Raw genomic sequence first — 15089 nt, 5'->3', positions numbered from 1 at the left:
GTCTCGTCAGGAGCTTTTGGGCGCGGGGAAGGCGGCTTTGATATTGGCGTCGATGCTGGCTTTCACGCCCTGGCCGTCAGGCGTGGCGCCAGCGCCGCCGCCGTTGTTCAGGTGCAGCACGCCGCCGGTGTTGAACTCGGCATCGCCGCTGGCATAGAAGCTGATTTGCACGCCGGTGAGGTTGATCTGCCCGCTGGCGTTCAATTCCAGGATGCTTTCGCCGCAGACCAGGCGCAGGTTTTCACCCACTTCAATCACGTAGCTCTGGCTGATACTGTCGGTCTTCTTTTGCCCGACCGAAAGAATGTCTTCCTGTTTGACGATGCGCAGTCGGTTGTTGCCGATGGTCACCGTCTCGTTGTGGCCGATGCTCTTGTTGCGGTCATGCCCCACCGAGTGGCTCTCATCCACTTCCACCACAATGTCCTGATTGCGCTCGGCGTGGATATACAACTGCTCCAGCCCCTTCTTGTCCTCCATGCGGATTTCATTGAAGTTGGCCGGCGTGCCGCCCTTGCTCGAACGGCTTTTCATGCCGCTCTGGGTGGCGTTCTCTGGCAGGTCGTAAGGCACCGTCTGCTCGGCGTTGTAGACGCGCCCGGTGATGATCGGCCGGTCCGGGTCACCTTCCAGAAAGCTCACGATCACTTCCTGGCCGATGCGTGGAATCTGCATCGAGCCCCAGTTCTTGCCGGCCCAGGACTGTGAGACACGAATCCAGCACGAGCTGTTCTCGTTGGACTGGTCGTGACGGTCCCAGTAAAAGTGCACCTTCACGCGGCCGTATTGGTCGGTCCAGATTTCCTCGCCCTTGGGGCCGACCACCAGTGCGGTCTGAGGGCCTTTGACGATGGGTCGATGGGTGTTGGCCAGCGGGCGGAAGCTCTGCTGGGCGTCGATGCAGGTCAGGCTGCTTTCAAATTGCGCCGAGGCCGTGCCACCGCCGCTTTCCAGGCTTTCCTGGGTGATGTAGTAGCGGCAGCCGACAATCAGGTATTCGCGGTTCTGGTCCTGGCGGCTGAAGCCGGTAAGGCTGAACAGATGACCCGAACCCAGGCCACGGGCATTGCCGGCGAACTCGATCTGCTCGTGCAGGGTTTGCAGTGCCTCGATGCGGGTGCGCGCGTAGTGTTCGCCATCGGCGCTTTGCACGTAAGTGCCGGGGTAGTCGTACAGCGGGTAGTCGCCGGCGGCGTGGGGGCGCGGCATGGCCGAGCGCACGTCGATGCTGGCGCTGGGGCGCTGGAAGTCGTAGTCGTTAAGCTCCAGCGAGCCGGGCTGTACTTCGTGCGCCAAGTGCCAGTTGTGCATATGGTCGCGTTCGCGCTGCTGCTCGTCTTTGGGGTAGTACGGAATCGATGCGTAGCCGGGCACCGTGGCGTGGGCGCCATAGGCGTCGGCCAGCACCAGTACATGGCGGTCCTGCTCATGGCGGAAGAAGTAGTAGATCCCTTCCTGCTCCATCAAGCGGCTGACGAAATCAAAGCTGGTCTCGCGGTACTGCACGCAGTATTCCCACTCGCGGTACGGCCGGCTCAGGGCGTCTTCGAAGTCGGAAAAGCCCAGGTCGCGAAACACCTGCTTGATGATCTGCGGGATGCTCAGGTTCTGGAAAATCCGGCAGTCCGAGGTGCGGCTCAGCAACCACAGCCAGGGGCGCAGCGTCACCTGGTAACTGGCGAACTGGCCCCGGTCGATGTTCTGGCTGCAGCGCGCAACGATGCCGTTGAAGTGCCGCTCGCCGCCGTCCGCCAGTTGCACGCCCACGCTCATCGGCTTGCCCAGCAATTGGTTGAGATCGATGTTGGCGTCCAGTGACGTCAGTTGCAGCTCATAGTTGAACAGCCTGCCCAGCTCTTCACCGCCGCCCATTTCATTGAGCAGCAGCACATCCGGCCCGAGGGGGCTGGTGATCCTGGCCAGGCGTGAGGCTTGGTTGAATAGCATCGGTTGTCCTGTCTGTATCGTCATCCCTGAAGAAACCGTATCCATGTGGGAGCTGGCTTGCCTGCGATTACGGTGGATCTGTCGACATTGATGTTGGATGTCAGACCGCTATCGCAGGCAAGCCAGCTCCCACAGTTTGATCGTGTTTCTTCAGGTCAATCGTTGAACTGGTAGTGCAGCTCGTTATCCCGGCTGCTGATCCGCACCCCCGCCAGCGCCTTGCCTTCAAGCATGCGCGTGAGGAATTCACGGCTCATGTCCGGCAACAGGCTGTTGGTGAGGATGGTGTCGATCATGCGCCCGCCGCTTTCAGTTTCGGTGCAGCGCGAGACGATCAGGTCGACCACCGCATCGTCGTAGTCGAAGGCGACTTTGTGGGTGCTCTCCACACGCTTCTTGATGCGGCCCAATTGCAGGCGGGTGATCGCCTTGAGCATCGTGTCACTCAGCGGGTAGTACGGAATCGTCACCAGGCGGCCCAGTAGCGCCGGCGGGAAAATCTCCAGCAGCGGCTGGCGCAGGGCCTTGGCGATTTCCTCGGGCTCGGGGATGTTCGCCGGGTCCTTGCACACCTGGGAAATCAGCTCGGTACCGGCGTTGGTGGTCAGCAGGATCAGGGTGTTCTTGAAGTCGATCACCCGGCCTTCGCCGTCTTCCATCACGCCTTTATCGAACACCTGGAAGAAGATTTCATGCACATCCGGGTGAGCTTTTTCCACTTCGTCCAGCAGCACCACGCTGTAGGGCTTGCGCCGCACCGCTTCGGTCAGCACGCCGCCTTCGCCGTAGCCGATATAGCCCGGTGGCGCGCCCTTGAGCGTCGATACCGTGTGGGCTTCCTGGAACTCGCTCATGTTGATGGTGATCACGTTCTGCTCACCGCCGTACATGGCTTCAGCCAGGGCAAGGGCGGTTTCGGTCTTGCCCACGCCGGACGTGCCGGCGAGCATGAACACGCCAATCGGCTTGCTCGGGTTGTCGAGGCCGGCGCGGGACGTCTGGATGCGCTTGGCGATCATCTGCAAGGCGTGGTCCTGGCCGATGATGCGTTTCTTCAGGTGCTGATCGAGGTTGAGCACCGTCTCCAACTCGTTGCGTGCCATACGGCCCACCGGGATGCCGGTCCAGTCGGCGACCACCGAGGCCACGGCCTGGTAATCCACGGTCGGCAGGATCAGTGGGGTTTCGCCCTGCAGGGCGCTGAGGCGTTGTTGCAGGTCGACCAGTTGCGTGCGCAACTCATCGCTGCCGCTGTCCACCACGCCGGCTTTTTCGCGCAGGGTTGCGCGGGTGGCGAGCAACTCATCCACCAGGGTCTTCTCTTCGGCCCAGCGGCTTTCCAGGGTGGTCAGGCGCTCGCGTTCAGCGCTCAACAGCGCCTCGGAGTTGGTTTGGCGCGCGCGAATGTCGATGCCGATGGCGTGTTCGCGGGCGATGATCTGCAGCTCGGTTTCCAGCGCTTCGATACGGCGGCGGCTGTCGTCCACTTCGGCGGGCACGGCGTGCAGGCTGATGGCGACGCGGGCGCAGGCAGTGTCCAGCAGGCTCACGGATTTGTCAGGTAGCTGGCGAGCGGGGATGTAGCGGTGCGACAACTTCACCGAAGCTTCCAGGGCTTCGTCGAGCACCTGCACCTGATGGTGCTTCTCCATGGTCGATGCCACGCCGCGCATCATCAGCAGCGCCTTGTCTTCTGACGGCTCGGCCACCTGGACCACCTGGAAGCGGCGGGTCAGAGCCGGGTCTTTCTCGATGTGCTTTTTGTACTCGGCCCAGGTGGTGGCGGCCACGGTACGCAGGGTGCCACGGGCCAGCGCAGGCTTGAGCAGATTGGCTGCATCGCCCGTGCCGGCGGCGCCACCGGCACCCACCAGGGTGTGGGCTTCGTCGATGAACAGAATGATCGGCTTGGGTGAGGCTTGCACGTCTTCGATGACCTGGCGCAGGCGCTGTTCGAACTCGCCTTTCATGCTGGCGCCGGCTTGCAGCAGGCCCACGTCGAGGCTGCGCAGCTCCACATCCTTGAGCGCCGGCGGTACGTCACCGGCGACGATACGCAGGGCGAACCCTTCGACCACGGCGGTCTTGCCCACGCCGGCTTCACCGGTGAGGATCGGGTTGTTCTGGCGTCGGCGCATCAGGATGTCCACCAGTTGGCGGATCTCTTCGTCACGTCCCACGATCGGGTCAAGCTTGCCGCTGCGCGCCTGTTCGGTGAGGTCCACGGTGAAGCGTTTGAGGGCTTCCTGCTTGCCCATCGCGCTGGGCGCCATGGCGCCGCTGGCTTCGCCGGGCACGCCGGCATTGAAACCGTCGCTGGCGCTCAAGGCGTTTTCCGGCGAGTCGCCAACGTATTCGTCAAAGCGCTCGCTCAGGGCTTCGGGCTTGATCTTGTCGAACTCGGCGGACAAGCCCAGCAGGGCGTGACGCAGGCTCGGCGTCTTCAAGATGCCCAGCACCAGATACCCGGTGCGCACCTGGCTTTCGCCAAACATCAGGCTGCCGTACACCCAGCCGCGCTCCACGGCTTCTTCCACGTGGGAGGACAGGTCGGTGATCGACGTCGAGCCGCGCGGCAGGCGGTCCAGGGCTTCGGTGAGGTCACGGGCCAGACGCGCCGGTTCCACGTTGAACTGGCGGATGATGCGGTGCAGGTCCGAGTCCTGCAGTTGCAGCAACTGGTGGAACCAGTGAGCCAGTTCCACATACGGGTTGCCCCGCAGCTTGCAGAACACGGTGGCGGCTTCGATGGCCTTGTAGGCCACGCTGTTGAGTTTGCCGAACAGTGCGGCGCGACTGATTTCACCCATGCTCTGGATTCCTTGAGGTGGTGGCGTGATCGGCGTAATGCCGGGCCAGGATTAGGTCGTTGGCGTCCCGCTCGGGTTGGCCGAGCCAGGTGTTGAAGCCCAGGCGGAACTGGCCGTTAAGCTGCAGTGTTGGGACTTCGGGTTGTTGCAGAATCAGGTTCAGGTCCCAGTCCAGTTCATGGCCCAGGTACTCGGCCACCCACGCCACCAGCTCGTTGAACGGCTGACCGCCTGGCAGCATGCCCATGTAATCCTCCAGCGTGAGCGGGCCCAGGCGGATGCGGAATTTATGCTGGCGGTCCCACACATGGCTGCCCAGGCAGAAGTCCACGCCCAGCTGGTTGGCGCTCACGCCCACGCGGCTGCGCTCGGGCAGTTCCAGCCATTGGCCGACGTATTCCTCGATCTCCACCGGCAGGCCGAAGTACTCGCCGAGAATCGCCTTCAAACCGTCCGGGTAGCGGGTTTGCGCCGACAGATGACCGCTGTAATGCAGCTTCGCCGTGTCGGGGATCAGCCCCTGGTTCAACAGACTCGGCATGCCCCGGCCGCTTAACGCCGCCAGGCGCGCGGACCAGTAGTCATCGTCCGGGCGGTCGTGGCTGACCGTCGGCCGCGCCTCGGCCCATGCCCGGTAAAACAGACTCAGCAGACGGTGATGGAACACATCCAAAAACTGCTTGCTGGTGCTGTCGGCGTTGTTGCGCTGGCGTTCGCGCACGTACTCGGTGATATGCAGCGGCAGCGGGCCGTTGGGGCCGCCGAGGCCGAAGAAAAACTGTTCGAGCCGCGCCGGTTTGCCGTCGCCACCGGGGTCGACCGACGCCAGCGTAGCCGGAGCGAACGTGCAGTCGGCCTGTTGCCCCAGGCGCAGCGGGTCGTCCGCCAGGCGCAGGGAGTGGCCCAGTCGCGGCAGGTCCGGCGATTCGCATTCGATACGCCGCAGCGCCTGGAAAAAGTCATATTCCCAGGGCTCCTGGTGCATCGCGTCCAAGGTACTCACAGGGTCGGACGCCGTCCGGGCGTGGCTTTCCATCGCATGATCTCGCCGCGTTCGGTGGTACGGATCACCGTTTCGGTAAAACTGTTGATCGACACGTAGCGTGCCAGGAAGCGTTCGAACACCGCACCGAGCAGAAACACACCGGTGCCGCGAAACGCGTTTTCATCAAATTCGAGGGTGATCTCCAAGCCGCGCCCGAACACAATCGGGCCGGGCATCGGCAGGCGCCGGGTCACCGCTTTGCTGCTGACCTCGCGCAGGCCCTCGATCTGCAAGGGCAGGGCGGCATCGTTGCTGTCGCCATACAGGCGCAGCAGTTCACGCAGGGCGCCGGCACCCTGGCCTTGCTCGCTCAGTGACAAATAGTTGAGCGACAGCTGGCTGATCAAGCGCCACGCCTTCGCATCGTGGGCGTGGCTGGCGCGCGGACGGCTCGGCCCTGCCACACAACGCACAGCCAACACCGGCGCGCTGTCGGCCAGGGTGAAATCGGTCTTGCCGTTGCCCACGCTCATGAACAGCGGCAGGTCGCGGTTGGTGCACAGCGCCGTCACGCCCAATTGGCGCAAGTCATGGCCATAGGGCGCCTGGCGGCTGTCCACCAGGCTGACGAAAGTTTCGCTGCCCACATAGGTGGAGCGCGGGCCGTTGCGGCGCTGGTCGCTGGACAACACGCGGGGCTCGCGGCGCACGGTGTAGTAAGCCTGGTCACGGCCGTAGCGTGATGGATCGCGCACCGCGTAAAACGGCAGGAACGGCTGCTCCGGCCCGGTGCCGTGGCCGGTGATACCGCTCAAAGAGTGAATCTCGAAGTCCATCGGCCGCGTGCGGTCGGCGATCACATGGTGTTCGTTGACCCGGTCGGACAAGTGAATGCGGTCCACGCGCTTGGGGAACAGGTTGATCGCCGGCGTGCAGAACGGCAGGAACTGTGCCGCGCCGACGCTGCCTTCCAGGCTCGGCTCGTGGCGGTCGAACAGCACGATCAGTTCCAGCTCTTGGCCGTCGCAGCGTTTGACTGCGCGGCTCAGCTCGGCGAATTCGACGAACAGAAAGCGGTGGGGCAGGGCGAAGTATTCCTGCAGCAGGCGATAACCCTGGAACGCACGCGCCACCACCGGCATTGCCGCGTCGGCATCGTCAAAGCCGCGCGAGCGCAGCGCGTCTTTGGGCAGACGCTCGACCCAGTCGCCACCCGGCTTGCGCGCAAACACGGCGCAGGCATTGCCGAGCAATTGTTCGTAGAGGCGAAAGGGTTGCTCGTCGGCACCGCTGAGGTACAGCGGCAGGTTGTCCAGGTCAAGGCTGTTGAACGGCAGTTCGGCGCCGGTGCGCAGGGTCAGGCGCAGGCCGGCCTTGGCTTTCGGCTCGCTGGCGGCCAGGCGGCCGAGTACGGCGGCGGGGTTGCCGAAATATTCGGCGTTGCGGACCTGCAGCGGCCACAGCGTCACCGGGTGCGCGGTGCGGTACTCGCAGCAGGTCTGGGTTTCGCGGCCCAGGGCCGCGCGCAGTACGGTGTCGCGCGGCAATGGGAAACCACTGGCCAGGGAGCCCTCATCCGGGTCGGTCTGCAATTGCACCACGGTCATCGACGGGGTCGGCGCCAGGTAGTGCGGGTAGGCAATTTCCAACAGGTTATGGGTGAAGGTCGGGTACTCGGCATCGAGCTTGAGCTGCACGCGGGCCGTGAGGTAGGCAAAGCCTTCGAGCAGGCGTTCGACGTACGGGTCGGCGCAGTCCATGCCGGACAATGTCAGCCGACTGGCGATCTTCGGGTATTCCCTGGCGAACTCGGCGGCGCTTTCGCGAACGTGGTGCAGTTCCTGGTTGTACAGCTCCAGCAGGCGCGGGTTCATGGGCGTCTCCGCTGATCGGCGTTGACCACGCGCACATGGCCGGACTCCAGGTCCAGATCGGTTTGCAGCAGCAGGCGCAACGGCACCGGCTGCGCCCACAGGTCGCCTTCGATCTCGAAACTCAGGGCGTTGTGATTCATCTCGCCCTGGCCGACGCGGGCCTTGACCCGCAGGGTGTGGCGCAAAATGCGCGGTTCAAAAGTGGCGATGGCCTGGTAGATCAAGGCTTCGAGCGCTTTGATATCCACGCTGGAAACGCTGTTGCCCGCGAGTGCCGGCAGGCCGTAATTGATCACGGACGTGCCGGCCGGCGTGTGCAGGGTGGCATCGGCATCGAGCAGCGAGGTGGTGTTGAGCAGCCACGCCAGGTCGCGCAGCACCGAGGCTTTCAATTGGGTCAGGGACAGCACGCGTTTGTCAGCGCTCTCCTTGGGGTTGGTCGGGTCGTCGTCGGTCAGCCGGTCCAGCAGGGACGGTTGCAGACGGTCGCGCGGGGCGATTTCGGTTACCACCGGAAGAGGGCCGTGAACATTTTCTGGTCTTCCTGACCATAGCCGCACATGGCGCTTGGGTTAACCGTTGAAGCTTCCAGGCGACCGTTGATCAAGCGTACGGCCTGGGATTGGGTCAAGCAGTCTCGGCTCGGTGCAGGCTCTGGCACGCTACGCTCGACCAGAAAAATCGGCACACCCCTGAACGTCTCTACCCGTAATTCACCTTTTGGATTCAGGTTGAAGTAGCAGGGCCATTCCATTCCCAGTGCCAGATGAGTCTGGTCGGGCTTGAGCACCGCACATTGACCCTTGGCGTCCACGAGCTGGATGGCCTGACCGGCGAATACCCCCTGCGTGCGAGCAGGTGCGTCGAGCGGGTTCGGAGCGGGCTCGGCGCACGCGCTCAAGCTGATCAACAGGTTGGCGAACAGCATTGATTTTAACGTTTTAGCGATCATTGCAACTCCCAGAACCAGACCTGTTTGGAGAGAAAGTCGCCATCGAAAAAGCCTTTGGTTCGGCCTCGGTTCCACAGGTCGATATGGTCACCGGTACGCTCGCTCTCGGGTTCGCCGGCACGTGCAAAGCAATCCTTGAAGAAAACAATTCCGGTTTTTTGATTCAGCGTCAGCCGGTCGGCCGCACTGCCACTGAGAATGGTCGGACGGCCCAAGTGATGACGCCAGAGCCAATTGGCCAGGGATTCAGCACCGCGAGCATGGTCGTGTTTGCATTTTGGGTCGGTATAGGTCGATTTATTGACCTTGATATTCAGCTCGCCATTGAGCGCGACGCTCATACGGATAGCGCACTGATTGCCCCACGGTTGGTCGCAAGGGTTTTTGACGGTGGGGTAGCTGTTCCACAAATTGATAAACGACGGTTTGGCCATGACTCAGATACCGAAGAGGAAAAGGTCGAATGCGAGCAAGCACCAAAACCCCCGGCGCGTAACGACGGGGGTGTGTTGTATCAACGCTTGGTGTTGGACCGGATGTTCCAGCCGAACTTGATCGGGCCGCCGTCTTTGGTGCCGTCGGCTTTCTGCGGCTGGTAGTCGACCAGCACCTGGGCGAAGTTAAGCGTGACGTTCTCGGTCAGGCGATCATCGCTGCCCGAACCGCCGGTGCTCAGGGACGTGACCAGCACTTCTTCCAGGTTGATCACCATGTACTCGACCTGGCTTTCACCACCGGCCTTGCGCACGGTCAGCTTGACCTTGTCGATGTGCTTGCCGCTGGCGCAGTGCATCATCAGGTTGGGCGAGGCCTTGTCGACGTACTTGGTCAGCGACAGGTCCTGGATATTCACCTTGCCCGCGCCGCCACCACCGCCCACGTGCATGTTGCCGGACTGGGCCATGCCCCAGCTCCAGTTCAGCACGTCGATTTCGTCCTTGTGGGCCTTGTCCATGGACTCGCCCTTGATGTCGCCGATCTTGATGAAAATATCAACAGCCATGATTTCTCCCTGTGTGGCACGGGCCACTGAATTTGTTATGCCCCAACGGGGCAGTGCTTCTCTGTGGGAGCTGGCTCGCCTGCGATTGCATCACCGCGGTCTGACTGACAAACCAAGTTGTCTGCATCGCGGGCAAGCCCTGCTCCCACAGAAGAGCCGGTTCAACCGTTACTTACGCGCTTTTCGCCGAAGGCAGCTTCGAGACCAGACGCAACGACACCGTCAGCCCTTCAAGCTGGTAGTGCGGGCGCAGGTAGAACTTGGAGTTGTAGTACCCCGGGTTGCCTTCCACTTCTTCCACGATCACTTCGGCGGCAGCCAATGGGTGCTGGGCCTTGGTGGTTTCGGTGGAGTGCGCCGGGTCGCCGTCGACGTAGTTGAGGATCCAGTCCTGCAACCAGCGCTGCATCTCGTCCTTCTCTTTGAAGGAACCGATCTTGTCGCGAACGATGCACTTCAAGTAGTGCGCGAAACGGCAGGTGGCGAACAGGTACGGCAGGCGCGCAGCCAGGTTGGCGTTGGCGGTGGCGTCCGGGTCGTCGTATTCGGCTGGCTTCTGCAATGACTGGGCGCCGATGAACGCGGCGAAGTCGGTGTTTTTCTTGTGCAGCAGCGGCATGAAACCGTTTTTCGCCAGCTCCGCTTCACGGCGGTCGCTGATGGCGATTTCGGTCGGGCACTTCATGTCCACGCCGCCGTCATCGGTCGGGAACGTGTGCGCCGGCAGGTTTTCCACTTCGCCGCCGGACTCGATACCACGGATGCGCGAGCACCAGCCGTAGTGTTTGAACGAACGGTTGATGTTCACCGCCATCGCGTACGCGGCGTTGGCCCAAGTGTACTTGGAGCTGTCCGCGCCGTCGGTGTTTTCTTCGAAGGCGAACGCCTCCACCGGGTCGGTCTTGGCGCCGTACGGCAGGCGCGCGAGGAAGCGCGGCATGGTCAGGCCGATGTAGCGCGAGTCTTCCGATTCACGCAGCGAGCGCCAGCCGGCGTATTCCGGAGTGGTGAAGATCTTGGTCAGATCACGCGGGTTCGACAGCTCCTGCCACGAGCCCATGCCCATCACGGTCGGCGAGGCCGCAGCGATGAACGGCGAGTGCATGGCAGCGCAGACTTTCGACAGCTCGCCCAGCAGTTCCACGTCCGGTGGCGACTGATCGAAGTAGTAGTCGCCCACCAGACAGCCGTAAGGTTCGCCGCCGAACTGACCGTATTCTTCTTCATACATCTTCTTGAAGATCGGGCTCTGGTCCCACGCGGTGCCCTTGAATTTCTTCAGGGTCTTGTGCAGTTCGGGCTTGGAGATGTTGAGCACGCGAATTTTCAGCTGCTCATCGCTCTCGGTGTTGTTGACCAGGTAGTGCAGGCCACGCCAGGCGCTTTCCAGTTGCTGGAAGTCCTGGTGGTGGATGATCTGGTTGACCTGGGCGGTGAGCTTGGCGTCGATGGCGGCGATGATCGATTCGATCGACTTGATCGCGTCATTGGACACCAGATCGGTTTGCGCCAGGGCCTGTTCGGCCAGGGTGCGCACGGCGGTTTCCACGGCTTCGCGGGCACGCTCGGTCTTGGGCTTGAATTCCTGCATCAGCAGGGATGCGAACTCGCTGGTTTCTTCGGTGGCGCCCAGATTCAGCGCGCCTTCGCGAACGGTAGTGTCGGTCATGATTACTGATCCCCTGCAGGCTTCGGCGCGCTGGCAAGTGCCTGGAGCAGTGCCGGGTCCTTGATCGCCTTCATGATGATTTCTTCAGCGCCGGTCTTGCCGTCCATGTAGGTCAGCAGGTTGGCCAGTTGGGTGCGGGCTTCGAGCAGTTGGTTCAGCGAGTCGACCTTGCGCGCCACGGCGGCGGGGCTGAAGTCGTCCATGCTTTCGAAGGTGATGTCCAGGCTCAGGTTGCCTTCGCCGGTCAATTCGTTGGGGATATGGAACGCCACGCGCGGCTGCATGGCCTTGAGACGCGAGTCGAAGTTGTCGGCGTCCACTTCGAGGAACTTGCGGTCGGCGACCGCCGCCAGAGGCTCGGCAGGCTTGCCGGCGAGGTCGGCCATCACGCCCATCACGAAGGGCAGCTGGACCTTTTTCTCGGCGCCGTAAAGCTCGACGTCGTACTCGATCTGCACCCGAGGCGCGCGGTTGCGCGCGATGAACTTCTGAGAACTTTGCTTCGCCACGTTGCTGCTCCTGGTCGCTTGAGCGACGGTGTTGTTACTGCACAGTCCGGCGGCTTACTCGCCGTCCGGGCCGCGCAGGTTTTCAAATTGGGACATGCCGTCGGGAATCAGATTGCGCACGATGGCCGCGAAATCGGCGTGCACCAGATTCTTCGCGCGGTTCAACAGCACCGGCAACGGGCTTGAAGGTTCGTGCCGGGTGTAATAAGCAAGGATCTTGTCGAGGCTGCGCAGCACGTCATCGCGGCTGGCGATATCGCCAGCCGGACGCGGTGCGGCGGGGGCTGCGGCGAAGTCGACCCAGGGGGCATTGTCGTCACTGACGGCCTCGGGTTCGCGGCTGCTGTCGGTGCCGGGCACCGCTTGATTGAGCAGGTGCAACGCCTGTTTAAGCGGCTGCTTCAAGGCGCTGAGTTCCACGCCCTGGGCGGAACCGACCTGGTCGTTGACCTGTTGTTCGATGGCTTCGCAGGCTGCACGTGCCGCGCTGAGGGCGTCGCGGGTGGCTTGCAACTGGTCGGGATCGCTGTCGAGGAACGCGGCGTTGAGTTGCTGCGCGCCGAGTGCTTCATCAGGAAAGCTCAACAGCCCGCTGGCATTGAGCGCGGCGCGCAGGCTCACCGGGCCGAAGGTGCGCGAGCGCGTGAGAATGCTTTCGCGCAGCAGGCGGATGGTGGTGTCGCTGGCCAGGCCGGAAAGGGCGTTGATGCGCACGGTTGGGTCGTTGTCGTCGTCGGCATCCAGGCGCGGGTGCAGCTCGGCCCAGTATTGGCGCAGCAGCGCATCGATCAGCATGAGAACGTCGGCCAGCCCCGCGACACCCTGGAGGGCGAGGGTGCTTTGCAGCAGAAAGTGGGTGATGCGCAGGTCTTTGCTGCGCTGCAGCAAGTCGAGGCTTTGCTGCTGGATGCTGCGCCAATCCGGCGGTTCGGCGGGCAGAATGGAGTCGCCCATGCTGCGCTCGGGCTGGCCCTTGGCATCACGTTCCAGTTGGAGAAATTGCGCGTCATATTCCATGTCTTCGCCACATGGCGAGTTCGCGGAAACGGCGGTGAGCAGCAACGGCACATCCACTGAAATTGATCTCCCTATCAGCCCGCGGGAGGGCGAGCAATTCATGCATTAGTTGCGCGAGGAACTTTGCATGGTTTCTTTGTCATATAAATCGCATGCCACTAATGTGACATCACGTCTATGCAAGAAGTTGTGCATTTTTGGTGTAGTAGTTACGCCTTGTCAAGGTAAGCTATTCGCTCTCTGTGACAGATGTGCGGTGCTTAACAACCTGCGCGACTGGCGGGTCGAGTGAAGGACCCGCGCAGGATTTTTGTCACAGAGCCCGGTTAAGATCAGCGATCATGCTGACAAAAGCAGGTTCCAAAGGTCGGTTGCACGACCCGAAGGGGGGAATCTCGGGAAACGCTGTCCCGGAAATCGACTGCGCGCGAAGTATCAGCAAGGAGGCAAGATGTCGCTGTGTTTGACTATTACTAGTTATCACAAGATCACCCCTGGGCAGTGCCCCGAAAAGTCCATTGATCAGGGCTCGATGGCGATCGGCCGCAGTTCGGAAAACGACTGGGTATTGCCCGATCCAGAGCGTCTGGTCTCTTCACAACATTGCGTTATTCAATACAAGGATGGCCGTTATTATTTAACGGATAACAGCACCAATGGCGTGGAATTGGTTAACGCCGGTATTCGCATGCGCCGGGGTAACAGCGAGCCGTTACAGGACGGCGAGTTGATCCGCATCGGTGATTACGAAATTCAGGCGCGCATCGATTTCACTGTGCAAACCATTGATAGCCAAGCCTTTGCCGGTGACTCGCCGAACAGCTTCGAAGCGTTGATGGGCGCCGTTGCGAACACGCCCCAGGCCACGCCGGCGATTGCACCGCAGTTCCAGGGTGCCTCGTCGATGGACACCCTGCCGGACCTGTTCGACTTTCTTGGCCCCGCCGCCGTGCCGCCGCCGACCGTGGCAGATCATGTGCCGTCCGAACAGCACGATTTCCGCCCACCCGCGCCCGTCGCCGCGCCGATTGTCGAAACGCCAGGAGCGTCAGCTGCGGTGATTCCCGAAGACTGGGACCTGCTCGGCGATGCGCCACCGCCGCCCGCACCCGTCATCGCTGCGCCACCTGTGGTCGAGCCCGCGCTCCCCGTGGTCAGCGCCCAGCCGCAACCGGACCTTTTGCAAGCCTTCCTGCGCGGCGCCGGCCTCGATCAGCTGCGCCTGGACAACGCCGATGCCTGCGCCCAGATGGAAAGCATCGGCCGCAGCTACCGGCTGATGGTCGAAGGCCTGATCGATGTGTTGCGTGCCCGCGCCAGCCTCAAAGGCGAGTTCCGCATGCAACAGACCATGATCCAGCCCGCCGAAAACAATCCGTTGAAATTCGCCCCGAATGCCGACGAAGCGTTACTGCTGTTGCTGCGTCATGGCAACCAAGCGTTCATGGCACCGGATGTGGCCGTGCGCGAGAGTTTCGATGACCTGCGCGCGCACCAGCTGGCGGTGATGGCCGGCGTGGAAGCGGCGATCAAGCACCTGCTGGCGCGCTTTGAGCCGGCGCAGCTGGAAGCACGCATGGGCAAGCCTGGCGGGCTGTCGAGTCTTTTCCACGGCTCGCGTCAGGCCCAGTACTGGCAACAGTTCACCGAGCTTTACAGCAACATTTCCCGCGAGGCCCAGGAAGATTTCCAGGACCTGTTCGGCCGCGAGTTTAGCCGAGCCTACGAAGAGCACAGTGCACGACAGCGTCGCTGACCCGACGCGACCCAGGATTCAACGGATAGCCAAGTACGTCATTGAGGACACAGGATGATTTTCAGGTTTTTACTCGCAGCCGCCACCGCGCTGCTGCTGACGGCGTGTGCACAGCATGCGGCCAAGCCCGAAAGCGCGGCTGAAGCCGACGCGAACAGCGCTGCCATCACATTGCATTTTCACGCCATTGCCGGGCTCAACCCCGGTGCCAACGGCCAGGCCGCGCCGGTGCGGGTGCGCATTTTCGAACTGAAAAACGCCGCCACCTTCGCCCGCTCCGACTACTTCGCCCTGGCCGACCGCGCGCAGTCCACCCTCGGTCTCGACCTGCTGGACCAGGACGAAGTGATGGTCCAGCCCGGCCAGCAACTGAGCATCCGGCGCGACCTCGACCCTGCCACGCGCCAGGTCGGCCTGCTGGTGGGCTATCGCGAGCTGGACCGCGCGCAATGGCGCGCGGTGGTCAACGTGCCGCCGCGTCAGAACACCGAACACCAGATCAGCCTCGATGTTCGCGCCGTGCGCGCCGATGTCGTGGCTCCCCCCTCCAGCCCTGCCCAATAAGAA

The 15089-nt window shown here is 62.5% G+C and carries 13 protein-coding genes; 2 read left to right on the top strand and 11 right to left on the bottom strand.

Annotation, left to right across the window (positions count from 1 at the left end; all coding sequences use genetic code 11):
* Positions 1-6 precede the first annotated feature (6 nt).
* From H045_RS20450 to tssA, 11 genes are all read right to left on the bottom strand, one after another.
* Entirely contained in the window at positions 7-1947 is a 1941-nt protein-coding gene (locus H045_RS20450) for a type VI secretion system Vgr family protein (protein WP_015373313.1), read from the bottom strand.
* A gap of 155 nt (positions 1948-2102) precedes the next feature.
* Entirely contained in the window at positions 2103-4757 is a 2655-nt protein-coding gene (gene tssH, locus H045_RS20445; RefSeq protein ID WP_015373312.1) for a type VI secretion system ATPase TssH, read from the bottom strand.
* Positions 4750-5793 (bottom strand): type VI secretion system baseplate subunit TssG, encoded by a 1044-nt coding sequence (gene tssG / locus H045_RS20440; RefSeq protein ID WP_032869995.1) that lies wholly within the window; start codon positions 5791-5793, stop codon positions 4750-4752. The genes tssH and tssG overlap by 8 nt, the downstream gene beginning before the upstream one ends.
* Positions 5757-7616 (bottom strand): type VI secretion system baseplate subunit TssF, encoded by a 1860-nt coding sequence (gene tssF, locus H045_RS20435; RefSeq protein WP_015373311.1) that lies wholly within the window; start codon positions 7614-7616, stop codon positions 5757-5759. Before tssF ends, tssG begins: the two co-directional genes overlap by 37 nt.
* Positions 7613-8128: a type VI secretion system baseplate subunit TssE gene (tssE, locus tag H045_RS20430; protein ID WP_015373310.1), complete on the bottom strand. Its 516-nt coding sequence runs from the start codon at positions 8126-8128 to the stop codon at positions 7613-7615. Before tssE ends, tssF begins: the two co-directional genes overlap by 4 nt.
* Positions 8122-8568 (bottom strand): hypothetical protein, encoded by a 447-nt coding sequence (locus tag H045_RS20425; protein WP_003231696.1) that lies wholly within the window; start codon positions 8566-8568, stop codon positions 8122-8124. Before H045_RS20425 ends, tssE begins: the two co-directional genes overlap by 7 nt.
* Positions 8565-9002, bottom strand: coding sequence for a type VI secretion system amidase effector protein Tae4 (locus tag H045_RS20420; protein WP_003231694.1), 438 nt, complete (start codon positions 9000-9002; stop codon positions 8565-8567). Before H045_RS20420 ends, H045_RS20425 begins: the two co-directional genes overlap by 4 nt.
* An 80-nt stretch (positions 9003-9082) precedes the next feature.
* Complete coding sequence (locus tag H045_RS20415) at positions 9083-9571, bottom strand: Hcp family type VI secretion system effector (RefSeq protein WP_003231692.1); 489 nt, start codon at positions 9569-9571, stop codon at positions 9083-9085.
* A 172-nt stretch (positions 9572-9743) separates the two neighbouring features.
* The gene (gene tssC / locus H045_RS20410) at positions 9744-11240 is read right to left on the bottom strand and encodes a type VI secretion system contractile sheath large subunit (RefSeq protein ID WP_003231690.1); all 1497 of its coding nucleotides are present in this window, start codon (positions 11238-11240) and stop codon (positions 9744-9746) included.
* Between the two features lie 2 nt (positions 11241-11242).
* A complete protein-coding gene (gene tssB / locus H045_RS20405; protein ID WP_015373309.1) occupies positions 11243-11749 on the bottom strand; it encodes a type VI secretion system contractile sheath small subunit in 507 nt (168 codons plus the stop codon).
* A gap of 54 nt (positions 11750-11803) precedes the next feature.
* Positions 11804-12823, bottom strand: coding sequence for a type VI secretion system protein TssA (tssA, locus tag H045_RS20400; protein WP_015373308.1), 1020 nt, complete (start codon positions 12821-12823; stop codon positions 11804-11806).
* A gap of 394 nt (positions 12824-13217) precedes the next feature.
* On the opposite strand from tssA, the gene tagH reads away from it, so the two are divergent.
* Both tagH and tssJ read left to right on the top strand, forming a co-directional pair.
* Entirely contained in the window at positions 13218-14522 is a 1305-nt protein-coding gene (gene tagH, locus H045_RS20395) for a type VI secretion system-associated FHA domain protein TagH (protein WP_041931540.1), read from the top strand.
* Positions 14523-14576: 54 nt separating this feature from the next.
* Positions 14577-15086, top strand: a complete 510-nt coding sequence (gene tssJ / locus H045_RS20390) for a type VI secretion system lipoprotein TssJ (protein WP_015373306.1) — start codon at positions 14577-14579, stop codon at positions 15084-15086.
* Positions 15087-15089: the final 3 nt, after the last annotated feature.

Origin of the sequence: Pseudomonas poae RE*1-1-14 (genome assembly GCF_000336465.1) — a bacterium.
GTDB lineage: Bacteria > Pseudomonadota > Gammaproteobacteria > Pseudomonadales > Pseudomonadaceae > Aquipseudomonas > Aquipseudomonas poae.
This window is presented reverse-complemented; position numbering and strand designations above follow the sequence as displayed.